The 26,521-nt window shown below is 67.1% G+C and carries 19 protein-coding genes, 2 tRNA genes and 1 pseudogene; 6 read left to right on the forward strand and 16 right to left on the reverse strand.

Translation table 11 applies throughout. The features are described 5' to 3' along the window. Positions 1 to 162 precede the first annotated feature (162 nt). The 11 genes from H7U32_RS06995 to H7U32_RS07045 all read right to left on the reverse strand — a co-directional run bounded on the left by H7U32_RS06995 (position 163) and on the right by H7U32_RS07045 (position 10,093). Positions 163 to 235: transfer RNA gene (locus H7U32_RS06995), tRNA-Ala, on the reverse strand. Between the two features lie 78 nt (positions 236 to 313). Beyond that, a tRNA-Ala gene (locus H7U32_RS07000) sits at positions 314 to 386 on the reverse strand. 147 nt (positions 387 to 533) lie between these two features. Then, positions 534 to 1,214 carry a DedA family protein gene (locus H7U32_RS07005; RefSeq protein ID WP_204469301.1) on the reverse strand — a complete coding sequence of 227 codons (681 nt, stop codon included), beginning with the start codon at positions 1,212 to 1,214 and terminating at the stop codon, positions 534 to 536. A 184-nt stretch (positions 1,215 to 1,398) separates the two neighbouring features. Then, a complete protein-coding gene (locus H7U32_RS07010) occupies positions 1,399 to 2,076 on the reverse strand; it encodes an HAD family hydrolase (RefSeq protein ID WP_204469303.1) in 678 nt (225 codons plus the stop codon). Between the two features lie 129 nt (positions 2,077 to 2,205). After that, on the reverse strand, positions 2,206 to 2,769 hold the full coding sequence (locus H7U32_RS07015) for a heat shock protein transcriptional repressor HspR (protein WP_204469305.1): 564 nt from the start codon (positions 2,767 to 2,769) through the stop codon (positions 2,206 to 2,208). A gap of 12 nt (positions 2,770 to 2,781) precedes the next feature. Beyond that, on the reverse strand, positions 2,782 to 3,804 hold the full coding sequence (locus H7U32_RS07020; protein ID WP_204469307.1) for a DnaJ C-terminal domain-containing protein: 1,023 nt from the start codon (positions 3,802 to 3,804) through the stop codon (positions 2,782 to 2,784). 242 nt (positions 3,805 to 4,046) lie between these two features. Further along, entirely contained in the window at positions 4,047 to 4,775 is a 729-nt protein-coding gene (grpE, locus tag H7U32_RS07025) for a nucleotide exchange factor GrpE (protein ID WP_204469309.1), read from the reverse strand. A gap of 11 nt (positions 4,776 to 4,786) precedes the next feature. Beyond that, a complete protein-coding gene (gene dnaK, locus H7U32_RS07030) occupies positions 4,787 to 6,667 on the reverse strand; it encodes a molecular chaperone DnaK (RefSeq protein ID WP_204469311.1) in 1,881 nt (626 codons plus the stop codon). Positions 6,668 to 7,134: 467 nt separating this feature from the next. After that, complete coding sequence (locus H7U32_RS07035) at positions 7,135 to 8,376, reverse strand: Fic family protein (RefSeq protein ID WP_204469313.1); 1,242 nt, start codon at positions 8,374 to 8,376, stop codon at positions 7,135 to 7,137. 156 nt (positions 8,377 to 8,532) lie between these two features. Beyond that, positions 8,533 to 9,132, reverse strand: a complete 600-nt coding sequence (locus H7U32_RS07040) for a hypothetical protein (protein ID WP_204469315.1) — start codon at positions 9,130 to 9,132, stop codon at positions 8,533 to 8,535. 565 nt (positions 9,133 to 9,697) lie between these two features. Further along, a complete protein-coding gene (locus tag H7U32_RS07045; RefSeq protein WP_204469317.1) occupies positions 9,698 to 10,093 on the reverse strand; it encodes a hypothetical protein in 396 nt (131 codons plus the stop codon). Between the two features lie 177 nt (positions 10,094 to 10,270). Here H7U32_RS07045 and H7U32_RS07050 point away from each other — a divergent pair, with 177 nt between their 5' ends. The 3 genes and pseudogenes from H7U32_RS07050 to H7U32_RS07060 form a co-directional block, all read left to right on the forward strand. After that, positions 10,271 to 10,714 (forward strand): (deoxy)nucleoside triphosphate pyrophosphohydrolase, encoded by a 444-nt coding sequence (locus H7U32_RS07050; RefSeq protein WP_204469319.1) that lies wholly within the window; start codon positions 10,271 to 10,273, stop codon positions 10,712 to 10,714. Between the two features lie 45 nt (positions 10,715 to 10,759). Next, positions 10,760 to 13,984 (forward strand): DUF3427 domain-containing protein, encoded by a 3,225-nt coding sequence (locus tag H7U32_RS07055; protein WP_204469320.1) that lies wholly within the window; start codon positions 10,760 to 10,762, stop codon positions 13,982 to 13,984. A gap of 22 nt (positions 13,985 to 14,006) precedes the next feature. Beyond that, positions 14,007 to 14,207: pseudogene (locus tag H7U32_RS07060) on the forward strand (DNA cytosine methyltransferase); the annotation flags it as partial. Positions 14,208 to 15,294: 1,087 nt separating this feature from the next. Here the strand turns inward: H7U32_RS07060 and malQ are convergent. Then, positions 15,295 to 17,580, reverse strand: a complete 2,286-nt coding sequence (gene malQ, locus H7U32_RS07065; RefSeq protein WP_204469322.1) for a 4-alpha-glucanotransferase — start codon at positions 17,578 to 17,580, stop codon at positions 15,295 to 15,297. Between the two features lie 199 nt (positions 17,581 to 17,779). Between malQ and H7U32_RS07070 the strand changes: the two genes are divergently transcribed. After that, on the forward strand, positions 17,780 to 18,841 hold the full coding sequence (locus H7U32_RS07070) for a LacI family DNA-binding transcriptional regulator (RefSeq protein ID WP_204469323.1): 1,062 nt from the start codon (positions 17,780 to 17,782) through the stop codon (positions 18,839 to 18,841). A 24-nt stretch (positions 18,842 to 18,865) separates the two neighbouring features. Here the strand turns inward: H7U32_RS07070 and H7U32_RS07075 are convergent, their stop codons facing one another. Further along, positions 18,866 to 19,468 (reverse strand): DUF624 domain-containing protein, encoded by a 603-nt coding sequence (locus H7U32_RS07075; protein WP_204469325.1) that lies wholly within the window; start codon positions 19,466 to 19,468, stop codon positions 18,866 to 18,868. A gap of 306 nt (positions 19,469 to 19,774) precedes the next feature. Here H7U32_RS07075 and H7U32_RS07080 point away from each other — a divergent pair, with 306 nt between their 5' ends. After that, positions 19,775 to 21,532 (forward strand): glycoside hydrolase family 13 protein, encoded by a 1,758-nt coding sequence (locus tag H7U32_RS07080; protein ID WP_204469327.1) that lies wholly within the window; start codon positions 19,775 to 19,777, stop codon positions 21,530 to 21,532. Positions 21,533 to 21,606: 74 nt separating this feature from the next. Here H7U32_RS07080 and H7U32_RS07085 read toward each other — a convergent pair whose 3' ends face one another. Continuing rightward, the gene (locus H7U32_RS07085; protein ID WP_204469329.1) at positions 21,607 to 22,443 is read right to left on the reverse strand and encodes a carbohydrate ABC transporter permease; all 837 of its coding nucleotides are present in this window, start codon (positions 22,441 to 22,443) and stop codon (positions 21,607 to 21,609) included. Further along, positions 22,440 to 23,294, reverse strand: coding sequence for a carbohydrate ABC transporter permease (locus H7U32_RS07090; protein ID WP_204469330.1), 855 nt, complete (start codon positions 23,292 to 23,294; stop codon positions 22,440 to 22,442). The genes H7U32_RS07085 and H7U32_RS07090 overlap by 4 nt, the downstream gene beginning before the upstream one ends. A 315-nt stretch (positions 23,295 to 23,609) precedes the next feature. On the opposite strand from H7U32_RS07090, the gene H7U32_RS07095 reads away from it, so the two are divergent. Beyond that, positions 23,610 to 24,620, forward strand: coding sequence for a LacI family DNA-binding transcriptional regulator (locus H7U32_RS07095; protein WP_204469332.1), 1,011 nt, complete (start codon positions 23,610 to 23,612; stop codon positions 24,618 to 24,620). A 94-nt stretch (positions 24,621 to 24,714) separates the two neighbouring features. Here H7U32_RS07095 and H7U32_RS07100 read toward each other — a convergent pair whose 3' ends face one another. Beyond that, positions 24,715 to 26,043, reverse strand: coding sequence for an ABC transporter substrate-binding protein (locus tag H7U32_RS07100; protein WP_204469334.1), 1,329 nt, complete (start codon positions 26,041 to 26,043; stop codon positions 24,715 to 24,717). Between the last annotated feature and the right edge of the window lie 478 nt (positions 26,044 to 26,521).

The following is a 26,521-nucleotide window of genomic DNA, read 5'->3' on the forward strand; positions in this document are numbered from 1 at the left end:
TCTTGGGCAATCGACTGGCAGGCCCACAGCGTCCAATCCCGCTCCCTTTAGGGAGCAAAACAGGGCGCTAACGGCCGGCGCCAACACCGCCAACGCCGCCAGACGAACACGCAACCAGCCAGAAAAAGAAAAACCCTTCGGGGTGGAATCCGAAGGGTTTCGTGGAGCTAAGGGGATTCGAACCCCTGACCCTCTCCATGCCATGGAGATGCGCTACCAGCTGCGCCATAGCCCCATATGAAGTTGTCCGGCCAGCCCGAGCCTCGGCCCGGCACCAGCCAGCGGAGAAACCCGCGAATCGCAGGCTTCCTCGTGGAGCTGATGGTAATCGAAACCACGACCTCTTCGATGCGAACGAAGCGCTCTACCAACTGAGCTACAGCCCCTTGGGTGTTGTCATGCTTCGCAAGACAACTCTGCACACTATAGTGCGCTCCCCCAACAAATGCAACACGGCGACGCGCCGGCGACGCGATACTCGGCCGCGCCACCCGGTCACGCCCGCCGCCAGCCACGCCAACAGCCGGCCGCACTCACGCGGCTTCCGGCGCCTGCTTCTTGCCGAACTTGGCCTTGAGTAAGCCGATCACGGTCGGCAGCAGCGAGATGACCAGAATGAGGACGATCACCAGCTCGAAGTGCTCCTGCACCGCGGGGATGCCGCCGAAGAAGTACCCGAGGAAGGTGAACAGGGAGCTCCACACCAGGCCGCCGAGCACGGAGAACGGCGTGAAGCGGCTCCAACGCATGCCGGAGATGCCGGAGATGAACGGCATGAACGTGCGGATGAACGGGAAGAAGCGGCCGAGGAACACCGCCAGCGGCCCCCACTTCTCGATCATGCCCTCGGTTTTGGCGAGCCGCTCCGGCGTCATGGCCTTGACCTTGCCGGATTCGATGATCTTCCGGCCGAAGAAGTGCCCGATGAAGTAGTTGCACTGGTCGCCGATGATCGGCGCCAGCCACACCACCGGCAGCAGTGCGAACAGCGGCAGCGCGCCCGGCTCGCCGGTGGCGGCGTCCGGCGCGGCGAAGAAGCCGGCCGCGAACAGCAGCGAATCACCGGGCAGGAACGGGAAGAACACCACGCCCGTCTCGATGAACACGATGAGGAAGATGAATCCCAGCGTGGGCGCGACGCCCATCGCGATCCAGCTGGCGATGGCGGCGCGGGGATCCTTAAGCAGTTCGATGATGAAATTGACGAAACCCATGATATCCAAACAGTCCTGTCGTTGTGCCCCGGGGCGGTCCGGCGGGGCGGCTCACAACCAGGCCCCACCATACCAGCACGTCTTCCGCGGCCGTCCAGGTCTTCCGCAGCCGCCGCACCCCGCGGCCGCCCGCAGCCGCGCCAGCCGCCCGCAACCGCCGCACCCCGCGGCCGCTCGCGCCCGCTCAGCCCACGCGCCGGCGCACGAAGGCGTCGAGGGCGGCGGCGTCGATGCCCTCGTAGGAGGGGATGGACGCGAACTGGCCCAGCCCGGAGGTGTCGTTGCGGATCCAGCCGGTCTGGGCGATCGTCGTGGCGCCGGAGGCCACGCCGGCGCGGATGCCGGAGGCGGAGTCCTCGAGCACCACGCACCGCGCCATCGCAGCCGGGTCGGCGGCGTCGACGCCCAGCCGCGCGGCCGCCGCGAGGTAGGGGGCTGGGTCGGGCTTGTGGGCGTAGGGGTCGTCGCCGCACACATAGCCGGCGAGAAGGTCGCCGGCCTGGGCCATCACATTCTCGGCCATGCGCCGCGGCGAGGTGGTGACGAGCATCGACAGCACGCCCGCCTCCTTGAGCGAGCGCAGCACGCCGAGCACGCCGTCGATCCACGGCAGGCCGCGCACCTCGGCCTGGTACACATAGTCCTTGAGCTGCACGTCGATCTGCTCGACCGTCAGCCGCGTGCCCTTGGCGATCATGCGACGCGCGACGTCGGGCACGGGGGTGCCCGAGCCCTCCCAGCCGTCGTCGACGGTCCATTCGCCGCCGTTGGCGTGGGCGATCTCGATCTCGCCCTGGTGCCACAGCGGCTCGGAATTGATGAGGGTGCCGTCGAGGTCCCAGAACACGGCCTTGAGCAACATGATGCCTCCGCAACAGTCGATGGGTGCGATGGGTGGGCCGGCCGCGCCCCGCGGCGGGGGCCGCGCCGGCCACGCTCCCCCTATCTCAGCAAAGCGACGCGACAGCCGCCCCGCCGGCCGGCCGCCGCCTCAGCGGTAGCCCCACAGCACCAGCGACTGCGAATCGGGCACCGCGGCCGCGTCGCGGGCCTCCGTGCGCGACGGCAGCGCCCGCGGGCGCCGGCGGATGGACCGGCGCCAGGTGCGCGCGCTGCCGGAGCGCCGCATCTCGACGATGTCGCCGTCGCGGCCGGCGGCGAACACGCAGTCCTCCGTCTCGTGCTGCAGGCGGCGCACCTGCCGCCGCAGCTGCCGGTTCTCCTCCTGCAGCGCCAGGATGCGGCCCACCCCGGCCAGGTTGATGCCCTCGTCCTGGCTCAGGCGCTGGGCCTGCACCAGGCGTTCGACGTCGCGCAGGGAGTAGCGCCGCGCGCCGCCGTCGGTGCGCTGCGGCGTCACCAACCCCACGCGGTCGTACTGGCGCAGGGTCTGCGGGTGGATGCCGGCGAGCTCGCCGGCCTGGCCGACGGTGAACACCGGCAGGTCGATGTCGAATCCGGCGTCGTCGGCTCCGTCGAGGTCGGCGCGGCCGAGGACGAGCGCCGTCGCGCACATCGCGTAGAGCTGACGCATCTGCTGGGCCATCCGTGCCATCGCAGGCCCCCGTCAGCGTTCCGCGGCCAGGTCGGCCGGGAAGGAACCGGATTCCTTGTCGAAGTCCTTGGCCGCCCGCTTCAGGCCGATCCCCGGCTTGGCGGGCACATGGATCTCGACGCGCCCGACGAGGTCGCCGGGCTCGTTGCCGCGCTGCACGCCACGGCCGGGCACCTTGACCTCGGCGCCGGAGGACGTGCCGGCCGGGACCTTGAACACGACCGGGTTACCGTCGATGTCCTTCGCCTCCACCTTGGCGCCGGCCACGGCCTCGCCGAGGGTGACGGGCAGCGGCATCACCAGGTCGCGGCCACGCATCTCGAACTTGGGGTCGCGCCTGACGGTGACGTGCAGGTACAGGTCGCCGGCCTTGCCGCCGTTGCGGCCGGGCTTGCCCTTGCCGGCCAGGCGGATCTTCTGCCCGTCGCGCACGCCGGCGGGGATGTGCGTCTTGAACTTGTCGCCGTCCACCGCGAGCGACACGGTGGCGCCCTTGACGGCCTGGCGCAAGGTCAGGGTGATGTGCGAGTTGCGGTCCTCGCCGGCCTCGGGGCGCGGCGTGGCGCGCCGATGGTCGGCGTAGTCGCTGTAGTAGCCGCCGCCCGGGCGCGGGTCGGAGCCGCCGAACATCGAGAAGATGTCGTTGATGTTGGTGGGGCCGCCCTGCCCGCCGGTGGAGAAGCGGATGCGCGTGCCGCCGGGGCCGCCGGCGCCGCCGAACATCGAGCCGAAGATGTCGGAGAACGAGCCCGCGTCGAAGCCGCCCTGCCCGCCGGCGCCGCCCGCGAACCGGGCGCCGCCCATGCCGAACTGGCGGATCGCGTCGTACTTCTGGCGGTTCTCCTTGTTGCTCAGCACGTCATAGGCTTCGGAGATGTCCTTGAACTTCTCCTCCGCCTCCTTGGTCTTGTTCACGTCCGGGTGGTACTTGCGCGCCAGCTTGCGGTACGCCTTCTTGATGTCCTCGTCCGTGGCGTCCTTGGAGACACCGAGGACCTTGTAGAAGTCTTTGGTCAGCCATTCGTTCTCGGCCATGCTGTGCCTCCTTCGTGTGCCGAAAAATCCGTGATGATCGCTGTGTGGATGATGGGTTGGATTGGTGGGGTTGGTGGAGTGGATTGGTGGGGTGACCAGCGGGTGGTGACGAGCCGGCCCTCCCGCCCTGGGAAGAGCGGGAGGGCCGGCTGCCGTTGGTCAGTGGATCGGTGGCGATCGTCGGTGCGTCACTCGTGCGTCACCAGACGCCACTCGTGGGTCACCGGTGGGTCACCGGTGGGTCACTGGTGCGGGGAGGCGACCACCACGCGGGCCGCGCGGATCACGCGGTCGCCGATGCGGTAGCCGGCCTCCACGACGGTGTCGACGGTTTCCTTCTCGGCCGAATCGTCCGGCTTGTGCAGAATCGCGTCGTGCTTGGTCGGGTCGAAGTCCTCACCGGCCTCGCCGAACTTCTCGACGCCGAGCTTCTCGAAGGCCTTGTCGATCTTCGCGGCCACGGCCTTGAAGGAGTCGTCCATCTCGGAGTTCTGGCGGATGCGGTCGATGTCGTCAAGCGCGGGCAGCAGCGCGGTGAGCACGTCGATGATGCCGTGCTGGCGCGAGCGCTCCTGCTCCTTGACGGCGCGGTTGCGGTAGTTGATGAACTCCGCGCGCTCGCGCTGCAGGGCCTCGAGGTAGTCGGCGGCCTCCTTCTTCGCCTTGCCCAGCGGGGTGAGGGTGTCCTCGCCCTCGCCGGCGGACTTGGTGTCGGCGGTGGTGTCGGAGGCGGCGTCGGACTTGGCGGCGGCGTCGGCATCGGCGGACTTGGCGGCCTTGGCGTCGGCGGCGGAAGCGGCGGAGGCATCGGCCCCCTGCTCCGTTCCCGCGGCGGCGCCGGCGGCCGGCTGGCCCTCCGCGGCGGGCCCCGCCGGGGAGGCGGCCTGCTCGGCCGCCTTCTCCTGCGGCGTCTTGGCGTCGTCCGCGTTCGGCAGGTCGTTCAGGTAGGCGTCCTTGTTGAACTCAGCCATCGGGCGCGACCTTACTTGTTGTCCTTGTCGTCGTCGTCCACGACCTCGGCGTCCACCACGTCGTCGTCGCCACCGTTGTTGGCGGAGGCGGAACCGGCGCCGGCCGCACCGGCCGCGCCGGCGGCGTCAGCGGTGCCTTGCTGGGCGTACAGCTCCTGGCCGATCTTCTGCGCGGCGGTCATGAGCTCGGTCTGAGCGGTCTTCACCTTCTCGATGTCGTCGCCCTTGAGGGCCTCCTTGAGGGCGTTGACCTTCTCGGTGACCTCCTTGGCCACGTCGTCCGAGATCTTGTCCTTGTTGTCGTTGACGAGCTTCTCGGTCTGGTAGGCGAAGCCTTCGGCCTGGTTGCGGGTCTCGGCGTCCTCGCGGCGCTTCTTGTCCTCCGCCTCGTGGGCCTCGGCCTCCTTGACCATGCGGTCGATCTCGTCCTTCGGCAGGCCGGAGCCGCCGGTGATCGTCATCGACTGCTCCTTGCCGGTGCCCTTGTCCTTGGCGGACACGTGCACGATGCCGTTGGCGTCGATGTCGAAGGTGACCTCGATCTGCGGGACGCCACGCGGCGCCGGGGCGATGCCGGTCAGCTCGAAGGTGCCCAGCGGCTTGTTGTCGCGGGCGAACTCACGCTCGCCCTGGTAGACCTGGATGAGCACGGACGGCTGGTTGTCCTCCGCGGTGGAGAACACCTCGGAGCGCTTGGTCGGGATGGCGGTGTTGCGGTCGATGAGCTTGGTCATGATGCCGCCCTTGGTCTCGATGCCGAGGGACAGCGGGGTCACGTCGATGAGCAGGACGTCCTTGCGGTCGCCCTTGATGACGCCGGACTGCACGGCGGCACCCACGGCCACGACCTCGTCCGGGTTCACGGACTGGTTCGCTTCCTTGCCGCCGGTGAGCTCCTTGACCAGCTCCTTGACGGCGGGCATACGGGTGGAGCCGCCGACCAGGACCACGTGATCGATGTCGCTCACGGAGATGCCGGCGTCGGCCAGCACGTTGTTGAACGGCGTGCGGCAACGGCCGAGCAGGTCGGAGGTCATCTCCTCGAAGTGGGCGCGGGTCAGGGTCTCGTCCAGATGCACCGGAGTGCCGTCGGGGGTCATGGCCAGGTACTGCATGGAGATGGAGGTGGAGGTGGAGGAGCTCAGCTCCTTCTTCGCCTGCTCCGCGGCTTCCTTCAGACGCTGCAGCGCGATCTTGTCCTTGGACAGGTCGACGCCGTACTTGTTCTTGACCTCGGAGACCAGCCAGTCGATGATCTTCTGGTCCCAATCGTCGCCGCCCAGGTGATTGTCGCCGTTGGTGGCCTGCACCTGGATGGTGGAGAAGCCGTCGTCGTCCTTGCCGATCTCCAGCAGGGACACATCGAAGGTGCCGCCGCCCAGATCGAAGACCAGGATGCGCTCGTCCTCCTTGCCCTTCTCCAGGCCGTAGGCCAGCGCGGCCGCGGTCGGCTCGTTGATGATGCGCAGCACGTTGAGGCCGGCGATCTTGCCGGCGTCCTTGGTGGCCTGGCGCTGGGCGTCGTTGAAGTACGCCGGGCAGGTGATGACCGCGTCGGTCACCGGCTCGCCCAGGTACGCCTCGGCGTCCCTCTTGAGCTTCATCAGGATCTGCGCGGAAATCTCCTGCGGGGTCCACTTCTTGCCGTCGATCTCCACGGTCCAGTCAGTGCCCATGTGGCGTTTGACGGAGGAGATGGTGCGGTCCACGTTGGTGACGGCCTGGCGCTTGGCGACCTCGCCGACCAGGATCTCGCCGGACTTGGAGAACGCGACCACGGACGGGGTGGTGCGCATGCCCTCGGCGTTGACGATGACGGTGGGCTCGCCGCCTTCCAGCGTAGCGATGCAGGAATTGGTGGTGCCCAGATCGATGCCGACTGCACGTCCCATAGTTTGTGCTCCTTTTCTTCTGTCCGCCGCCGCCCTGCCTGCCTGTTCCTCGGGCCGGGCGTGTGCGGAACGTTCTGTTTCACGGTTTCCCGCTCACGTTCCTCGCGGACCTTCCGGCCTCGACGGCTTTGCAGCCTGCCTGTGTGCCTTCCAGCCCGTTCCAAAACTTGAGCCTACACCACTCAACTTCCTGTTGGCAAGTTCTATTCCCGAATTCTCCAAAAATCTTGAGCGGGGGTGACTCAGGTTTGGAGGCAGGCAGATGACGGCGGATGACACGAACGGGACGGCGGATGACGGGCGGGCCGAGCAACCAAACGCGACTAGGACGATGCCGGGGCGGGCCATCCCCGCTCCTCCCCCTACGGGCGGGCCCCCTCCGCGGGGAGGCCCGCCCCGGCATCGTTGTCAAGCCTTATCGGGATCACGTCCGGCCGGATCCCTTCGCGGAGACAGCCGCGCCGTCGTCATCCCAGCAGGATCCGTCGTGCCTCCTCGGCGAGGAAGTAACGGGCGGGACGCTGCCCGGCGTGCGCGACCATCCCATCGGATTCCAACCGAGCCAAGGCATTCCTGACGCGTGCGCGCCCCATGTGCCCGGCTTGCTCCATCTGGCCGCGGGTCAGGCGTCGCACCCCCACGCCGAACAACTCCTCCTGCGTCAGGAATCCGAGGATATCCATCAGCGTCTCGTCATATCCGCGTTCCGAGCACAGACGCCGCAACGCTTCCGACGCCGCGCCAAGCCTCGCGCTTTTCTCGGTCAGATCGTCCACCAAGTGCTGCTGCGCATCACTCACAAACCGCAGCATCTGGCGGCAGAACAGACTGGCGTCGCAGCAGTTGAGCGGATGCTGGGCCTCCTCGAACGCCTTGTAATACCGGTCCTTCCCAGCCTCGATGGCCGGGCTGATGCTCACGGCCGTGAACACCCCCAAGGCCTGCCGCAACTGCCAGGCGAGCAGGAACCGGCCCGTCCGGCCGTTGCCGTCATAGAAGGGATGCACGTATTCGAAGACGAAGTGGCACATCACAGCCCGGAGCAACGGCGGAATCTCCTGATTGCGCATCAGCGCCAGCCATTGGGTGAGCGCCACTTTGATCTCCGACTCCGGAACGACACCGGCATGGATTCGGCGCCCGGTCGAGGGATCGTCAATATATACCGGACCGGCACGGAATAGGTCTCCGTCCGGGCGGTCGGCCTCGGCCAGCTCACCGGAAACGACGCGGTCGTAGATGGCCCGCACGTCCTCCAATGTCTCCGGCAACGACCGCGCCCCATCGTCGTCGGCGCTCAGCGCCATGAACAGCTTGGCCATCTCACCGAAGCGCCGGTGCGCCCCGTCGTTGGACATGGCCGACTCCAAAGCGTCGCCGATTTCCTTGCGGGTGGAGCGCACGCCCTCGATGGTGTTGGTGCTTTCCAGCTCGTTGCTCAGCAGATCCACCAGATACGACTGATTGGCGACGCTCGGCAACGCCCGCCACAACGCCTCGACCTGCGCCTCCTGCTCACGAATCCGATCCGTAAGCAACGCCAACTCGCTGAAATTGACGACGAACACCTCGTGGCCACCAAGCCTCACGCCCGAGCGAAAGGTGCCCCACCCGCGCAGCCGCGCCTCATATTCCCGATCGGCCACGACCTGCGGAAGCTCGGCGGAACGCGTCATGTGTACGGTCCGCTGGATGCTGAGATAGGGCATGCCATTGCTCCTTTCCGCACATTCCGCACATTACTAGGTCAAATCATCTTTTCTATTGTATCTTTTTGCGGATTTTGAACATTAAGATAGCCTTGGCTGCTTACATAATGTACGATTTCGCGGTTTTTGAACATTAGGGGCGCCGCTGAGGACGGTTCAGATCGAGGTCAGCACCGCGATGGCCGCGGCCTCGACGCCGACCGCCACGAGCGGCGCGCACCCGGCCAGGAACGCCGGCCATGCGGGCAGCCGGTAGTAGAGCACATAGCAGACCATGCTGCCGACGAACAACACCACGGTCAGGATGAGCAGCGCCACGGCCACACCCATCGGGATCGCGCCGGCCCCGAGACGGCATGCGACCGCCAACTCGAAGGCCGCCCACAGCACGATGAGCAACAGCTCCGTGGTGAGCTGGCGATGGAACAGCCCCTGCGTCACGCCGGCGAGCGCCGCATAGGCGACGACGCCGCAAACCGCGAACACCCACAGCGGTACACCGCCCACGCTGCCGATCCAGGGCAATGCGATCCCTGCGTCGATGAGCCCCCAGACGCCACAGACCGCCGCGAGCAGGATCGCCGCGATGGCGGCGCCGCGCAATGCTCCGCGCGCTTGGGCTCCGGGGCGGAAGAACACCGCCCACCAGAACAGATACAGTGCCGCGCACACCACAAGCAGCCAGTGTCCGCGCGACACCTGTGCCACCGCTCTGGCCGACTCCGCCGCCACCGCCATCGATGCCCCGATGTCCATCGCCGTATGGCCTCCCGTTCCGCGGCCCCCGCCGCTTGCACTTCCCATCGTAGGCGCGCGGCGGGCGAGGCGGGGCAGGGCCCGGGGCGCCGCGGAGGTCCTATCTCCGCTCATTGGGGCGCTGGAGGGCGCATCTCGGTTCGTTGGGGCTTGCGGTGCATCGTATCTGCGTTCGTTGGGGCTTCCGGTGAGGTGTATCTCAGTTCGTTGGGGCGGATTCGGGCCGTTGCGGAGGTCTATCTGCGTTCGTTGGGTCCTCTCAAGCGCGATATCCCACCTAGGAAAGTCCCCAAAACGGCGGAATTCCAAGAATCGGGTTCCGCGGTGTCTCTGGCCGGAGGACCCAACGAACGCAGATAGACCTCCGCAACACGGAAAATCCGCCCCAACGAACCGAGATACCCCGGCCGAGACGCCCCACTGAACCGAGATACCCCCGCCACCCACGCCCCAACAACCGCAAATTCCCCACCCGACGTCACACCTTGACGACCCAACGAACGCAGATACGCCGCCACCCAGCCTCAGCCACACCCCGAACTCCGCCACACGCAGCGTCGGCGGCTCAGCAGTGGCCGTTCTCATCCGCCTCGGTGCAATACAGGACATCCGCCTGGTCGAGTCTGAACAATCTGGTCAGCGCCTCCTCCAGTCCTGCGACGCCTTCCTCGTTATAAAGCTCCGCCCACACCTTGCACCGGCCGCGCTGGTTGCCGTCCAGCTGGTAGCAGGCCGCCGCCCAGTCCGGCTCATCCGCGAGCGCCGCGTCGAACTCAGCCTCGGTCACATATCCGTCGTCGCCGAGCCTGACGACACTCTCCCCCGGCTGGAATCCCTCGCATCGGCATAACGGCAGCAACCTCCCGTCGACGCGTTCGATCATCTCCCGGATCATCTGCTCGGTCACCATCCGCCCCGGCTCGCATCCGCTCCCACGTTCTGCTTCGATCCCATCCACCATGGTCTTCTCCCCGTTCAATCACCTTGTACCCTGCCGAAGAGTGACCACCCCGCGGGACGATCACGCCCATGGCGCAGATCGCGTCACCCCACAACCGTCGCGGGAACAAACCGACATCATCCCAGCGGCGGTATCCTGGTCTCGGTTTCCCGGACACCGAAAGAGCGGAGCGACACAATGAGCACTGGCACTGCACCAACCCCCACCCGCAAGATCATCACCGTGGTCGGGGCCGCCATCGTGAAGGACGGCAAGGTGCTGTGCGCCCAACGCGGCGAGGGTAAATCCCTGGCCGGATTCTGGGAGTTTCCCGGCGGCAAGGTGGAGCCGCACGAGACGCCGCGCGAAGCCCTGCACCGTGAGATCGAGGAGGAGCTGCGCTGCGACATCGAAGTCGCCGACGAAGTGTGCACGTCCTCCTATGACTATGACTTCGGCACCGTGGTGCTCACCACGTTCATCGGCCATCTTCATTCCGGGGCGCCGCGCCTGACCGAGCACCAGGCCATCCGCTGGCTCGCCCCCGCCGAAATGCCCACGTTGGACTGGGCCCCCGCCGATCACGAGGCCGTCCGGATGATCGCCGCCATGGCATTCCCGTCCGCGGCCGACGCCGCCTGACGTCGCCTGACGAACCACCCTCCCCGCACCGATCCCGAGGCCTCCATGACGACCGACAACACCGACGCCCCCTTCGCGAGCACCGACGACTTCCCCGCCGACTTCTCCGCCATCGAGCACCTCTTCGCCAAGGATCTGAGCGCCGGGCTGGTCCGAGCCGACGCCGACGCACCGGGCACCTATGCGCCCAGGCTCATCGCGAACCGTTCCGGCGACACGATGGGCGAAGCGCTCCATGACGAACTGGAGCAAAGCGACGCCTTCACCATGTCGGTCGCATTCGTCTCCCCCGGCGCGGTCAAGACGCTGTTCCAGGACTTCCTCGACAACCGTGAGCTGCATCCGCGCACCGCGGTCACTCCCAGCCGTCTCATCACCTCCACGAAGAACTTCTTCAACAAACCGGCCGCCTTCTGGGACCTGCTGCGCCTGGGCCGCGAGGCCGACGTGGACGTCCGCGTATGGAACGGCGGCGACGCCAGCCCCACCGACGGTCCCTCCGACGATCCCCAAGGCCAGCCCTTCCATCCGAAGGGATATGTGTTCACCCGCCGCATGGACAACGGCACCCCGTACGTCAACGTGTACGTCGGCAGCTCTAATCTCACCTCCACCGCGCTCAGCCAGCAGCGCGAATGGAACCTCAAAGTCTCCTCCCTGGAGGGCGGCGATCTGGTCGGTCAGGTCCAGCGTGAGCTAGATGCGCAGGTAAGGGATTCCGTACCGCTGACCGAGGAATGGATCAAGCAGTACGAGGAGGATTTCAAGCGTTACGCGCCTCCGCGCCGCGAGATTCTTAAGGAACGCGAGGCTGCGGAACACAAGCCCATCGAACCGAACGACATGCAACGCGAGGCGTTGGAGAGTCTAGCCAAGCTGCGTGCGCAGGGCGAGCGGCGCGCCATCGTCATCTCCGCGACCGGAACCGGCAAGACCTATCTCTCCGCCTTCGATGTGAGGGCCTGTAAGCCGCGCCGCATGCTGTACCTGGTGCACCAGCAGCAAATCCTCAAGGCGGCGATGCGCTCCTACCAACGCGTGCTCGGCTGCCCGGACGACGAGCTGGGCCTGTTCACCGGCGACAGCAAACAGTCCGGCCGCAAGTATGTGTTCGCCACCATCCAGACCATGGGCAAGCCGGAGGTGCTCGCGCAATTCGCCTCCGACGAATTCGACTACATCCTCGTGGACGAGGCGCACCACGTGGGCGCGGACACCTACAAACGCGTCATCGACCACTTCCAGGACGCGAGGTTCATGCTCGGCATGACCGCCACGCCGGAACGCACCGACGGCGTCAACATCTTCGAGCTCTTCGGCCACAACGTGGCCTATGAGATCCGTCTGCAGCGGGCGCTCGACGAGAACATGCTCTGCCCGTTCCACTATTACGGCGTGGCCGAATACCTCGGTTCCGACGGTGGCTCCGACCAGCCGGCGCAACGCATCGAGGTCTCCGGAGGCATGGACGCCAAGCAGGCCGCACAGCTCAAGTACGAGATCGGCCAGCTCGCCACCCGCGAGCGCGTGCGGTACATCATCGGCAAACTCCGCCAGTACACGCCGTATCACGAGCAGCTCACCGGCCTGGTGTTCTGCAGCCGGCAGGACGAGGCCGTCGCGCTCTCCCGGCTGTTCAACGAGGCATTCAACGAACAGGCCGAGCGCAACTACCGCACCGCCGCGGTCACCAGCGGCACCTGCCCCCGGCAGGAGGACCGCGAGCGCATGGTTGAGGCCTTGGAGGCCGGCGAATACGACTACCTGTTCACGGTGGATCTGTTCAACGAGGGCATCGACATCCCGCTGGTCAATCAGATCGTGATGCTGCGCAGCACCCAGTCGAGCATCATCTTCACCCAGCAGCTCGGCCGCGGCCTGCGCAAGGCGGACCATAAGGACAGCGTCACCGTCATCGACTTCATCGGCAACTACGCGAACAACTACCTCATCCCGGTGGCGTTGTACGGCAGCTCCGGCGACCGCGACATCGCGCGCAAGAACCTGCAGCGGCACACCATCGGGCTGTCCTCCATCAGTTTCGACCGCATCGCCCGCGACCGTGTGCTCAAGGCGCTGGATTCCGCCGACTGGTCGGATATGAAGAAGCTCACCGAGCAATACCGCCAGCTGCGCTACCAGCTCGGTCGTATCCCGATGCTCGCCGACATCGTGGAGCGCGACCCGTCGCTGCCGGTGACGCTGGCGTCAAAATCGGGGGATTACCTGTCGTTCGTCCGGTCCCGGGAGCGGAGCCTGGACAAGGGACGGAACAACGACGAGCCGTCGTTCGCCGACCTGCTGGATCCGACGACGGACACGCAAACCGCCATCCTCAAGATGGCCACCGAACTGCTGCTGCCGGGGTTGCGCCCGCACGAGCTGGTGGTGCTGGATCGGTTGTGCGGGTTCGGCGAGACCCATCTTGGGGACGACGATGGCGCCGGCTGGGCGCCCGCCCCGCCGGCGTCCCGGAAGGAGCTGCTCGGGCTCATCGCCAGCCGGTTCCCCGACGCCTACCTCGCCCCCTCCCAGCTGGACTCGGCGCTCGGCGTGCTCGACGGCGAGTATTTCACCGCGCCGAACCGCAAACGATTCGGCGCCACACCGCTGGTCGAGACGACGGACGACGGGACGGTGCGCCTGACCGGAGCGTTCGCGGACATGCTGGCCGGCAACCGCACGTTCCGCGTCTTCTTCGCGGACACACTGCGCACCGGCCTGGCCAAATGCCGTCTGATGTTCTCGGAGGCCGCCCGGCGTGACCGAGGCTTCGATCGTGGCTTCCTGTACGAGCAGAAGTACACACTGGCGGACGTGATGCGTCTGCTCGGCTGGGGCAACGAAATGACGCCGCAGAACGTCGGCGGCTACTTCGTGCACCGCGAGACCGGCACGATGCCCATCTTCGTCAAATACGCGACCAGCCAGTACGAGGACCGCTTCCTCAACCCGCAGGAGATGCATTACTACAGCAAGAACAAGCGCACCCCGGACTCCCCGGAGTTCCAATGGCTGCGGCAGGGCCTGGGCACGGAGGGCTGGAAGGGTTCCCACTTCATCCCGTTGTTCGTCATGCGCAAGGAGGAGGAGAAGGAAGGCCGGTACTACTACGTCGGGCACGTCACGTCGTTCACCGAGCCGCAGCTCACCACCAAGCCCGATTCCGACGGCGGCAAGCAGGTGAACGTTACGACGACGAACCTGCGCCTGACCCAGCCGCTCGACACCGAGCTCTACCGTCATCTCACCGGCATGGCGACCGCCTGACCCGCTCGGCGCTCCTGCCCGGGGCGCCAAGCATGTCGTGGAGCAGGATGGCAAACTGCGCCGCCTGGTGCCGGACGAACTCGACCAGCTGCAGATGTTCCCGAAAGGATGGACCGCCGGCATGTCCGACGACCACCGCGCCTTCTGCATGGGCAACGCCCTCGTCACCGGCGTCCCCCACGCCATCGGTAAGGTGCTGGCCTCCGATCTCGTATCGGCGTGATGGCCTTCATTTCTCAACGGCGGCCGTCATCGTCCTTCTGCCGGCAACGTTCCCGTCATCATCGATGATTGCGCCGGCATCATAGGTCTTTTCTCAGTCATCATGGTACCGTCATGGTACCTTCGTAGTACTTTTGCTGGTAATGCCCCTTCATCATCTGTGCTTGCGCCGGCATCATAGGTTTTTTCTCGGTCATCATCGGTCCTTCATATGCTTTCACACATGATCTCATAGGTTTTCACCTATGATGACCGTTGCACCGATCCAGCAGCACGTCGCCTATTCCCCATATTTGACAACCCCTATTCCCCATTCTGTACAAGCCCTACTCCCCAATCCATACCACCATCCTCATCCGCGGCGCCCATCGCATGCGGATGGATGGCTATCGCGCTTCCCATGGGCTTGAGACCACGGCGGCGCTGCGCATGCCATGACTCCAGAAGCCCCGGGCTGTGCACGCAAGGACGTTTCGGGACGGAACTGTGCATGGCATGGTCACGAACAACGGCTCGGACGGCCGTACACGACCACGCTATGCACAGCTGTGCATCCGGAGACGCCGCACATGACCATCGCAGGCACAGCTGTGCACGTCAGGACACAGCAAAACCCATCCCCACATGCATAGCTGTGTATCTGGGGACGCCATACATGACCATCGAAGGCACAGCTGTGCGCTCAAGGACAGAAGCAACCGTCCCCACATGCACAGCCGCGCGCTCACGGACAGAGGAAAACCGTTCCCACAGGCTCAGACCAATGACATCGCCAAGATTCCGGAGCGTGAGGAGACGCCCATGCGACAAAACGTACGCTTAGACGCCGCAAGAGTACGGTTCGCCGCAGCGAAACTACAAGCATGCGGCAAACCGTACGCTGACACGCACTCACAGTACGGTTCGCCGCATGAAGGCCGTGAGAGCGCGACAAACCGTACGCTTAGGCACACTCACAGTACGGTTCGCCGTATGGGGACCGCAAGAGTGCGACAAACCGTACGCTCACACGCCGTAAGAGTACGGTTCGCCGTATGGGGACCGCAAGAGTGCGACAAACCGTACGCCTCGCGCATCACCGCCCCGCCTCACCGCTCCCCGCGCATCACCGCGGCCAGCGAGCGCACGCGCGGCAGCGCGAACACCTCGTCGGCAGGCACCACATGCCCGGAGCCGTCGGCCAACGGCACGCGCCAGTTGCAGTACTCCCAGCTGGTGCCGGGCTGGTTCTGGCTACGCCGTTCGCCCACGCCATCCACCAGCGCCGCCTGTTTCAAATACGAGGGAGTGTCGCGCAGCATCGCATGCATCGCCTCGACCACGCGCTGCTCGTGCCCTTCCACATCCGCGGCCTCCTCGGCCGTCAAATACCCGGACTCCACCAACCGCGCCATCATCGCGTCGCGTTCGGCGCGGGCTGAGGCGGCGAAGGTCTCCACCGGCTCACTGAGCAGGCCCAGCCGCTCGCGCAGCGCCACATGCTCGAAGCGCAGGTAGCCGGCGGTGGGCGGCAGGTCGTGCGTGGTCACCGAGGCGAGCGCCTGGCGCCGGTACTCGGAGGGCGCCTTGTACGGATCGCTGGCGTTCGGGGAGTCGTCCACGCGGGCGAACCATTCCACGTCGGTGCCGAGCACGCCATGGTCGGCGAGCACCCGACGTACGTAATCCGGCACGGTGCCCAGGTCCTCGCCGATGACCATGCCGCCGGCGCGCGTCGCCTCGATGGCGAGCACACCGAGCATGGCCTCGTGGTCGTAGCGCACATACGCGCCGTTCTTCGCGCCGAGCCCCTGCGGAATCCACCATAGGCGGAACACCCCGAGCACGTGGTCGATGCGGATCGCGCCGGCGTGCGCGAACATCGCGTGCACCATGTCCCGGTACACGGCGTAGCCGGTCTCCTCGAGGTAGCGCGGATTGAACGGCGGCTGGCCCCAGTCCTGGCCCTGCTGGTTGTAGAAGTCGGGCGGGCAGCCCACGGTCACGCCGCCCAGGGCGAAGCGCTCCGGGCTCCACCACACGTCGGCGCCGAGCGCGTGCACGCCCACGGCCATGTCCATCATGAGTCCGAGCGCCATGCCGGAGTCCTTGGCGGCCTGCTGGGCGGCGCCCACCTGTTCGGCGGCGATCCACTGCAGCCACCGCTGGAAGTCCATCTCCTCGGCATGCCCGGCGGCCAGCTCGCGCACGGCGGCCGAGTCGCGGCCGGTGGTCCGGATCCAGTCGCCCTCCCACGGCGCGCCCCAGGTCTCGAAGGCCACGCACCAGGTAGCCCATGCGGTCAGGTCCTCGCCCGCCTCCGCCACGAAGGCGCGGAACGCGGCCTCGCGCGCCGCGCCGCGCCCGTGGCGGAAGATCACGCGCAGCGCGGGCAGCTTGGCGTTCCACGCGGCGTTGATATCCATCGGCTCGGCGCTGACGTTCATCGGGGCCACGCCGGCGTGCAGCCGGTCGACCTCGGCGCGCTCGGCCTCGCTCAGCTCGGCGTATTCGGGGATGTCCTGCGGCCGGATGTAGGTGACGTTGAGGAAGCGCCGTGACTCGGGCAGGTACGGCGAGGGTTCCAGCGGCGCGACGGGCGCGCACGCGTGGATCGGGTTGATGAGCATGAAGTCGGCGCCGGACTTGGCGCCCGCGTCCGCCAGCAGGCGGCGCAGGTCGCCGTAGTCGCCCACGCCCCACGAGTCGGCGGAGCGCACCGAGTACATCTGCGTCATCCAGCCCCAGCGGTCGCGTTCGGCGACGGCCGGGGGCACGGGGATCGACTTCGGCGCGCAGATGACGGTGGCCGTGGCGCGCCGCCCGCTGACCTCCACGACGAGCGTGTGGTAGCCCATCGGCAGGTCCGCAGGCAGGGTGAGGGCCATGCCGGCGCGCAGCAGCTGGTGGTGCCGCGGCGCGTCGGCGGGGTCGGTGGGCACGATGGCGGGTTCGCCGTCGTAGTGGGTGCCGTCCTCGAGCACGATGCCGGCGCGGGGCCGGTCCTCCGGGGCGCAGTTGACCGGCACCGACGTCGCCTCGCCGCAGGTGGCGACGATGGTGGGCGCGACCAGCTGGCGGCCGCGCCGGTCGAGTTCCGCGCGCAGGGAGGCCTCGATGGCTTCGGGGCCGGAGGCGTCGACGCCGAGGGCGGCGAGCACGCCGGCGATGGCCGCGTCGTCGTTCTCGACGTAGGCGCCGAGCTGGTCGATGTAGGAGGTGGCCACGCCGTGCAGGTGCGCCAGCCGGATGAGCGGGCGCGCCAGGCGGCCCGGGGATTCGGAGCGCCGCCCGCCGGGGGCGGCGCCACGAGCCCCGTCGGGGGCTGCGTCGTGGGTGGCCCCGCCCGGCGCCGCGCCAGCCGAAGCGGGCGGACGGGCAGAATCGGATGTCATGGGGTTCGTTGCTGCTGAGGCGTCGGTCATATCCCTGTCCTTCGGTGATGCCACGGGTCTGCAAACGTTCCCAGTCTGTTCCACGTTGACGACGGGGAGACGTCGCGTATGTCCATTTCTTCTATGGTAAGCACGGAAGACAACGTTTGCAAGCCGGAGCATGCCACCCCGGCATGTCACACATGATACCGTTGTCATCATGACCAAGGCAAGCATCCAGGCGGTGGCTCGCGAGGCCGGCGTCTCCACGTCCACGGTGTCCCGCGCCTTCGCCAAACCCGACCTCGTGCTGCCCGAAACCCGCGAACGCGTGATGGCGGCCGCCCGCAAGCTCGACTACCGCGTCTCCCGCTCGGCCGCCGCGCTCAAATCCGGCCAGTCCTTCCGCGTGGCCCTGCTCATGAGCGGCGGCGTCACATGGTTCAACGCCAGCGTGTACGCCGGCCTGGGGTCGGTGCTGCGCCCCGCCGGCTACGACATCGCGGTGTTCCCGATGAGTTCCGCCGCCGACCGTCGCTCCTTCTTCGAGGACCTGCCGGTGCGCCGCAACGCCGACGCGGTGATCGTGGGTTCCTTCGACATCGACCCGGGCGAGGTGGCTCGCCTCAAGCGCATGGCCGTGCCCATCGTGGGCGTGAACATCCCCTCCCCCGCCGGCTTCGACGCCGGCGTAAGCATCGACGACCGCGCCGCCGAGCGCGCCGCGGCCGAGCATCTGGTGACGCTGGGCCACCGCCGCATCGCCTTCGTGGGGTACGGCGGCGACGAGGCCGGCGCCGATCCGCATGCGCTGCGCTTCAGCGCCACGGCCCGTCTGCGCGGCGTGCTCGACGCCTGCGCCGCGCACGCCGCCCAGGGCGTCGAGGCGACGGTGCTGAACCTGCCGGCGGACCGGGACCGCGACCGGGCGAACGCCGCGGTGGAGCTGATCCTGTCCGCCATGCCGGTGCCGACCGCCGTCTGCGTGTGCGAGGACGGGTTGGCCGTGCCCACGCTGCTCCGCCTGCGCCAGTACGGCCGCGAAGTGCCGGGCGACCTGTCGTTGGTCGGCTTCGACGACAACCCCTACGCCGCCCCCGTGGGACTGACCACCGTGCATCAGGACCCGTTCGCGATGGGCGCGGCCGCCGCCCGCAAAACGCTGGCGCTGATCGCCGGCGAGCCGCTCGGCGAGGGCACCCCGGCCGGCCTCGCCTTCGAGACGCCGGCCGCGCCGCTGGTGCTGCGCGAGACGACCGCGCCGCTCAACCGGGCCGGCTGACCGCCGCGGGCGGCGACGGGCCCCTCAGCCGAGCATCGGCTTGAAGCCACGTTCCAGCAGCGGCACATGGAAGGTGAGCAGCGTGCCGTAGCCGAGCACGAGCAGCAGGAACAGACCCTGCGGAAAGTAGAACCAGCTGGCCACGAGCAACGCCAGCCACACGGCGTCGATGAGCGTCATCCCCAGCGTGAGCGGCAGCCGGCTCACCCCCATCACGAAGGCGTTGGCCAGCGTGCGGCCCACCGTGTTCTCGAACCGCGCCTGCAGCGCGAACACCCATTCGAAGCCCAGCGCCCACACGATGCTCAGGCCGATCTTCGGCACAAGCAACGGGGTGATCTGCAGCACCACCCACGACCAGGCGAGCGCGGCGCCGGTCGCGCCGAACACGATCCACAGCGCCGTGGCCTTGGCGAAGTTCGCGCGGAAGGCGCGGAAGTAGTTGGCCGTCACGCCGCCGGCTTCGCCCTGCACCGCGCGGCGGGCCGCGTCATGCCCGGCGGCGAGCGCGGCGCCGGCCGTCACCAGGGGAATCGAGGTGACGAGCATGAGGATGTTGATCCAGATCGCATCGGTGAGGTTGCCGAGCTCCTGCATGAACTTGGAATCGGGGGACAGGAACCGCATGTCGTCACTCCCATCTCGCGGCAGGTCGCCGCCCGCCGTGGGCGGCGACACCACTGTACACCGGCGGCGGAGACGCGCGAGGTCGCCCCCGCACCCCGCGCACCGCACGCGCCCCGCACCCCGCGCACCGCGCACCGCACGCCACCGGCGCATGCCATCGATGTCACCCCGCACCCCGCAGACACGGCCGCCGGCGGATATGCGAAGCCCTCCCCTGCATGATATCGTTGTCATGACCCTTGGGGCAGTGCGCCGGCGCAGTGGCACGGCGCCGCCTCGCGCGACCGCATCCGCGAAAGGACATCGATGACCGCGAACAACCGCAACGACGACTGGTGGAAGCAGGCCGTCGTCTACCAGATCTACCCACGCTCCTTCAAGGACGTCAACGGCGACGGCCTCGGCGACATCGCCGGCGTCACCGAGAAGATGGACTATCTCAAGGCATTGGGCGTCGACGCGATCTGGCTCTCCCCCTTCTACCCCTCCGCCCTGGCCGACGGCGGCTACGACGTGATCGACTACCGCGACGTGGACCCGCGACTGGGCACGCTGGCGGACTTCGACGCCATGACCGAGGCCGCCCACGCGGCCGGCCTCAAGGTGATCGTGGACATCGTGCCCAACCACACCTCCGACGGCCACGCCTGGTTCCAGGCGGCGCTCAAGGCCGCCCCCGGCTCCCCCGAGCGCGCCCGCTACATCTTCCGCGACGGCCGCGGCGAGCACGGCGAGCTGCCGCCCAACGACTGGCAGTCGATCTTCGGCGGCCCGGCCTGGGAGCGCGTGGCCGACGGCCAGTGGTACCTGCATATGTTCGCCAAGGAGCAGCCGGACCTCGACTGGAAGAATCCGGAAGTGCACGAGGAGTTCAAGACCACGCTGCGCTTCTGGTCCGACCGCGGCGTGGACGGCTTCCGCATCGACGTGGCGCACGGCCTGGCCAAGGACCTGGACGACGACCTCATGGTGACCGCCCGCCGCGGCAACCCGCTGGAGGGCCTGTGCCACGACGGCACGAACCCGCTGTGGGACCGCCCGGAGGTGCACGCCATCTACCGCGAGTGGCGCGCAGTGTTCAACGAGTACGATCCGCCGCGCTTCGCCGTGGGCGAGGCCTGGTGCGTGCCCGAGCACCAGCACCTGTACGCCTCCGAGGAGGAGCTCGGCCAGGTGTTCAACTTCGAGTTCGCCGAGGCCGATTGGCGCGCCGGCGACTTCCGCGCCGCCATCCAGGCCGGCCTCAACTCGGCCGCGGCCTCCGGATCGACCACCACCTGGGTGATGAGCAACCATGACGTGCCCCGCCACGCCTCCCGCTACGGCCTGCCGCAGGTGCACACCCGCCTCCACCACCAGCTGGCCGAGATGTGGCTGCTGCGCGACGGCGGCAACTTCATCGAGGACCGCGAGCTCGGCGCCCGCCGCGCCCGCGCCGCCATCCTCATGGAGCTGGGTCTGCCGGGCTCCGCCTACATCTACCAGGGCGAGGAGCTGGGTCTGCCCGAGGTGGCCGACATCCCGTGGGACCGCCTGGAGGATCCGACCGCCTTCCGCACCGACCGCGGCCGCACCTCGAAGGGCCGTGACGGCTGCCGTGTGCCGCTGCCGTGGACCGCCGCCGATGCGCCCGCCACCGCCGCGTGGTCCGAGCCCGGCCATCCCTTCGGCACCGGCGCCAGCTTCGGCTTCTCCCCGGCCACCCGGCCCGACGGCTCGCCGGCCGCCGATCCGCATCTGCCGCAGCCACTGTGGTACGGCCGCTACGCCGCCGACACCCAGGCCGGCGACCCCGGCTCGATGCTCAGCCTGTACCGCGAGGCGCTGCGCCTGCGCCAGGAACTGCTCACCGCCGCCCGCGACACCACGAGCTTCACTTGGGTGGGGCTTAAGGGCGACGTCGTCGCCTACGCCCGTCCGACCGCCGACGGCCGCCGCCTCACCTCGGTGACCAACCTCGGCGACGGCCCGGTCGTCCTGCCCGACGGGGAGGTCGTCCTCGCCAGCCATCCGGTCGACGGCGGCCTGCTGCCGCCGGACGCGACCGCCTGGATCGTCGCCTGACCGACCCCAACAGCAACGGCCGCCCCGGGATGTTCCCGGGGCGGCCGTGCCGTTGAGGAGAAAGCGAGACGGCGTCAGCCCTTGACGGCGCCGGCGATCATGCCCTTGACGATGTACTTCTGGCACACCAGGTAGAACACGATGATCGGGATGATGGCGAGCACCAGGCAGGCCATCATCGCGCCCATGTCCACCGAGCCGTAGCCGCCCTTGAGGTACTGGATGGCGATGGAGATCGTCTTGTACTTGCCCAGGTCGAGGGTCAGGTACGGCAGCAGGTAGTCGTTCCAGATCCACATGGCCTGCAGGATCGCGACCGAGATGATGGACGGGCGCATGATCGGCACCACGATCTGGAAGAAGATGCGCGGCACGGAGGCGCCGTCGATCATCGCGGACTCCTCGAGCTCCTGGGGGATGCCCTTGACCACGCCGGTGAAGATGAACACCGCCAGGCCGGCGCCGAAGCCCAGGTACACGATGGTGATGCCCCACGGGGTGTTGAGCTTGAGCGTGTCGGCGAGCTTGGACAGCGTGAACATGACCATCTGGAACGGCACGATCATGTTGAACAGGAACAGCAGGTACAGCGTCTTGGCGACCTTGTTGTCCACGCGCACGATCCACCACGCGCACATCGAGGTGCACAGCAGGATGAGCAGCACGGAGCCGACGGTGATGAGCAGGGTCCAGCCGAAGCTGGCGAAGAAGTCGGTGACCTCGATGCCGCGCGTGTAGTTCTCGAGCCCCACGAAGGCCTTGCCGGTGGGCAGCGAGAACGCGTTGCGCGAGATATAGGCCTTCTGCTTGAAGGAGTTGATGACCACCAGCACGATCGGGAAGACCCATGCCAGCGAGACGACGGTGAAGAACACCGTCCACAGCTTCGGGTGCTTGACGTTCTCGTTCATGCCTCGACCTCCTTGCTGGTCGTAAGACGGTTCTGGATCACCGCGACGACGGCGACGAGGATGAAGAAGAGCACGGCCTTGGCCTGGCCGACGCCCTCCCAGCCGACGCGCCCGTAGAAGGTGCGGAAGATGTTGAGCGCCAGACCCTCGGAGGTGTTCGACGGGGCGCCGTTGGTCAACGCGAGGTTCTGGTCGTAGAGCTTGAAGCCGTTGGTCACTGTCAGGAAGGAGCACACGGTGATGGAGGGCATCATCAGCGGGATGATGATGCGGAACATCGTCTGCCTGCCGTTGGCGCCGTCCACCGCCGCGGCCTCGAGCACGTCGGTGGGCAGCGACTGCATGCCGGCGATGTAGATGATCATCATGTAGCCGATCTGCTGCCAGCACACGAGGATGACCAGACCCCAGAATCCATAGATGCCCTTGTAGGTGAGCGAACGGGCCCAGTGGGCGAGCACGCCGTTGAGCAGCAGCTGCCAGATGTAGCCCAGGATGATGCCGCCGATGAGGTTCGGCATGAAGAACACCGAGCGGAAGATCGTCGATCCCTTGATCTTCTTGGTCAGCAGGTAGGCGATGGCGAAGGCCGCCACGTTGATCACGACGGTCGTGACGATGGTCAGCGCCACGGAGAACCCGAGCGCGCGCAGGAACTCCTTGTCCTGGATGGCGCGGGCGTAGTTCCGCAGCCCCACGAACTGGGCGTCGGACACGGTGGTGAATTTGCAGAAGCTCAGCCACACGCCCATGCCGAATGGCACGAGGAATCCGATGACGAAGGCCAGGAAGGTGGGCAAGGTGAACACCGCCCACCACCGGCGGATGGCTTTGCCGGCCATGCTTATCATGTCGATTCAGCTTTCTCTTCGATGAGACCGCGCCACGGCTGCGTGCGCGCGGTTCCTTGCTCGCCTCCCAACATAGCAGCGCGACACAGTCATGTCAAACGTTGTCATTTGCCAATCCTGTCGGCAGAATAACGGCATTAGGGCCAAAATCCACCGTTTTTGCGTCGGCTTCACGTGAAACACCGCACCCTGCTTTGCCCTTGTAGTGCAAACGTTTGTATCGTTTTGCCGCCACAGGTAGACTATGTTCAGTACCATTCTCATCGCGATGCCTGGCATCGCGCGCGCAACGACGACGATAGGGCGGGAGGCGCCATGGGCAGCAGCATCCAGGACGTGGCCAAGGCGGCGGGGGTCTCGGTCTCCACGGTCTCCAGGTCGCTCACGCGCCCGGAGCTCGTGTCCGCCAAAACCCGCGAGCGCGTGCTGCGCATCGCCGAGGAGCTCAACTTCTCGCTCTCCCGTTCGGCGGTGGCGCTCAAATCCGGCCGCTCGCTGCGCGTGGCCCTGCTCATGAGCGACCACCTGCGCCAGTGGTTCAACGCCTCGGTGCTCGAAGGCCTCACCGAGGTGTTCCACCACCATGGCTACGACATCTCCATCTTCCAGGTCTCCAGCATCGACGAGCGCCGCGAGTTCTTCGGCACGCTGCCGGTGCGCCGCAACGCGGACGCGGTGATCGTGGCTTCCTTCGACATCGACGACACGGAGATCGCCCACCTGACCAGCATCGGCGTGCCGATCATCGGCATCAACTCCCTGCTCACCACCGACGGCAAAGGCTTTGCCGCGACCGTGACCATCGACGATTCGACCGGGGCCATGCTCGCGGCCCGCCACCTCATCTCGCTAGGCCACCGCGACATCGCGTACATCCGCACCGACCGCGCCATCTCCCTGCACTTCAGCGTCGAGACGCGCTACCGCGCCTTCGTGGCCTGCTGCCGGCAGGCGGGGATCGAACCCCATGTCATCACCATCGACGAAAGCGAATCGCGCATCGCCACGGCCGTCACCCAACTCATGAGCCTGCCCGAGATGCCCACCGCCGTCGCCTGCCAGGAGGACGGCATCGCACTGCCGCTGCTGTTCCAGCTCCAGCGCAACGGACTGTCCGTCCCCCACGACGTGTCCGTCATCGGCTACGACGACAGCACCTACGCCGCCGACGCCAGCCTCACCACGCTGCGCCAGGATCCGATCGGCATGGCCCGGCAGGCGGCGGAGATGACCCTCGAGCTCATCGAGGGACACACCCCCGAGAATCCCTTCCGGCTCATCGCACCCAGTCTCATCGTGCGGTCCAGCACGGCCCGGCCGCGCTGACCCCCGGGAACGGCGAAGGCCGCCGCCCTCCCCGCGAAGGGGAGGACGGCGGCCTTCAGGAAAAGGGGACGGGCTTCGCCCGGCGCCGCCTGACTCAGTGGGAGTTCTGGTACTCGGTGGCCCAGCCGTCGACGAACGCCTTCTTGACGTTGTCCCAGCTGCCGGTGCCCTGGGCGTACTCGAGGAGCGCGTTGCCCAGGTCGTTCTTCCACTGCTCGGACGGCATCATCGTGAAGTTCCAGGTGACCTGCGTCTTGCCGGACTTGGAGTCCTCGACCGCGGCCTGCGTCAGCGGGTTGTCGGACTTCACGTCGTCGAAGGTCTTGAACGGGGTGGTGAAGCCCATGTCCTCGCTCAGCGCCTTCTTGCCGGTGTCGGAGGTGATGACCCACGTCAGGAAGTCCTCGGTGGCCTTCTTGTCGGCGTCGGAAGCCTTGTCGTTGATGCACCAGTAGTTCTCGGAACCGGTGGCCAGGCCTTCGTCCTTGTCGTCCACGCCGAAGTAGATCGGCATCATGCCCACGCTCTCCGGGCTCATGCCGGCCTTCTCCAGGTCGGTCCAGGCCCAGGTGCCGTTCTGATAGAACACGGCCTCGCCCAGGGCGAACTCAGAGTTCGCGTCGTCGCCGGTCTTGGAGCTCAGCTGCGTGGGCGCAGTGGTGGAATCCTTGAGGTACATGTCGAAGACCTTCTTGTACTCCGGCAGGTACGTGCCCTTGACGGTGGCCGGCTGCTTGGTGATGCCCTCGTCCTTGAACTCATAGTACAGCGGCAGGTTCGCCAGATGGGTCTTGAAGCGCCAGTCGGAGCTGGAGTCGAAGCCGGCGGAGGTGAAGGCGCCCTTGACGCCCAGCTCGTCCTTATGGGCCTGGATGTCGTCGGCCACGGCCTTGAGCGTGTCGAAGGAGTCGATGTCGGCGGCGGACTTGATCTTCGCGCCCGGCAGCTGGCAGTACTTGTTGAGCAGGTCCTTGTTGTAGATCAGGCTGTAGGTCTCCATCACGTACGGCACGCCCACGACCTTGTCGCCGTCCTTGAGCGCCACGTCGGGGTTGCTGAGCTCCTTGTAGACCTCGGTGTTCGACATATCCGCCGTGTAGGCCTTCCAGTTCTGGTAGCCGACCGGGCCGTTGACCTGGAACAGGGTGGGGGCCTCGCTTTTGGCGAGCTCGGACTTCAGGGTCTGCTCGTAGGTGTTCGAGGCGGCCGTCTGGACCTTGACCTCGACGCCCTTCTCCTTGGTGTACTCCTTGGCCAGCGCCGTCCACTGGTCGGCGGCCTCCGGCTTGAAGTTGAGGTAATAGACCTTGCCCTTGGCATCGCTGTCACCCGCGCTGGAGCTGCCGCACGCGGCAAGCGCACCCAGGGACATCGCGGTGATGGCCACCAGGCCGACCGTGGTCTTGAACGTGCGATTCATCATCGAACCTTTCCTTTCCGTCCTGCTTGCGCACTCCCACTGCGGAGGGGGAGGCGCGCAGAATGCCGTTCCTGCGTCGAAACAGCATCCTTGGTTCTCGACGCCTCCTATTGTGCATCATCCGACACGTTTTTGCAAACGACAGCAGTACGACGTGCGCAAACTGCGGTCCACACCGGAAGAAAAGTGCTACCAACCCCCTATTTCCAACGGTTCTCGCAAATCGTTGACACTGCAACCGTTTGCCTTCCAGCGAACGACAGGCTTGGCTGGCCGGCGGCAACGCACGGGGGGATGGCGGGTAGGCGGGGATGGGACGGAGCCGGGACAGGGAGGATCGGGGATTCGACAGGGCCGGGACAGGAAGGGCCGGAGATTCGACAAGGCTGGGGCGGACGGGAACCGGCGGGTCGCCCCCGCGCGCTGAACGACGGCGCGCCCCGGCCGGAGGAATCCGGGCCGAGGCGCGGCGCATCGGGAT

It is taken from the genome of Bifidobacterium pullorum subsp. saeculare (assembly GCF_016899725.1).
Taxonomy (GTDB): domain Bacteria; phylum Actinomycetota; class Actinomycetes; order Actinomycetales; family Bifidobacteriaceae; genus Bifidobacterium; species Bifidobacterium pullorum_C.

Bases quoted from the DNA above. Each gene is read 5' to 3' on its own strand.
- H7U32_RS07005 (WP_204469301.1), bottom strand. From the start codon at position 1,214: ATGGGTTTCGTCAATTTCATCATCGAACTGCTTAAGGATCCCCGCGCC.
- H7U32_RS07010 (WP_204469303.1), bottom strand. From the start codon at position 2,076: ATGTTGCTCAAGGCCGTGTTCTGGGACCTCGACGGCACCCTCATCAAT.
- H7U32_RS07015 (WP_204469305.1), bottom strand. From the start codon at position 2,769: ATGGCACGGATGGCCCAGCAGATGCGTCAGCTCTACGCGATGTGCGCG.
- H7U32_RS07020 (WP_204469307.1), bottom strand. From the start codon at position 3,804: ATGGCCGAGAACGAATGGCTGACCAAAGACTTCTACAAGGTCCTCGGT.
- grpE (WP_204469309.1), bottom strand. From the start codon at position 4,775: ATGGCTGAGTTCAACAAGGACGCCTACCTGAACGACCTGCCGAACGCG.
- dnaK (WP_204469311.1), bottom strand. From the start codon at position 6,667: ATGGGACGTGCAGTCGGCATCGATCTGGGCACCACCAATTCCTGCATC.
- H7U32_RS07035 (WP_204469313.1), bottom strand. From the start codon at position 8,376: ATGCCCTATCTCAGCATCCAGCGGACCGTACACATGACGCGTTCCGCC.
- H7U32_RS07040 (WP_204469315.1), bottom strand. From the start codon at position 9,132: ATGGACATCGGGGCATCGATGGCGGTGGCGGCGGAGTCGGCCAGAGCG.
- H7U32_RS07045 (WP_204469317.1), bottom strand. From the start codon at position 10,093: ATGGTGGATGGGATCGAAGCAGAACGTGGGAGCGGATGCGAGCCGGGG.
- H7U32_RS07050 (WP_204469319.1), top strand. From the start codon at position 10,271: ATGAGCACTGGCACTGCACCAACCCCCACCCGCAAGATCATCACCGTG.
- H7U32_RS07055 (WP_204469320.1), top strand. From the start codon at position 10,760: ATGACGACCGACAACACCGACGCCCCCTTCGCGAGCACCGACGACTTC.
- malQ (WP_204469322.1), bottom strand. From the start codon at position 17,580: ATGACATCCGATTCTGCCCGTCCGCCCGCTTCGGCTGGCGCGGCGCCG.
- H7U32_RS07070 (WP_204469323.1), top strand. From the start codon at position 17,780: ATGACCAAGGCAAGCATCCAGGCGGTGGCTCGCGAGGCCGGCGTCTCC.
- H7U32_RS07075 (WP_204469325.1), bottom strand. From the start codon at position 19,468: ATGCGGTTCCTGTCCCCCGATTCCAAGTTCATGCAGGAGCTCGGCAAC.
- H7U32_RS07080 (WP_204469327.1), top strand. From the start codon at position 19,775: ATGACCGCGAACAACCGCAACGACGACTGGTGGAAGCAGGCCGTCGTC.
- H7U32_RS07085 (WP_204469329.1), bottom strand. From the start codon at position 22,443: ATGAACGAGAACGTCAAGCACCCGAAGCTGTGGACGGTGTTCTTCACC.
- H7U32_RS07090 (WP_204469330.1), bottom strand. From the start codon at position 23,294: ATGATAAGCATGGCCGGCAAAGCCATCCGCCGGTGGTGGGCGGTGTTC.
- H7U32_RS07095 (WP_204469332.1), top strand. From the start codon at position 23,610: ATGGGCAGCAGCATCCAGGACGTGGCCAAGGCGGCGGGGGTCTCGGTC.
- H7U32_RS07100 (WP_204469334.1), bottom strand. From the start codon at position 26,043: ATGATGAATCGCACGTTCAAGACCACGGTCGGCCTGGTGGCCATCACC.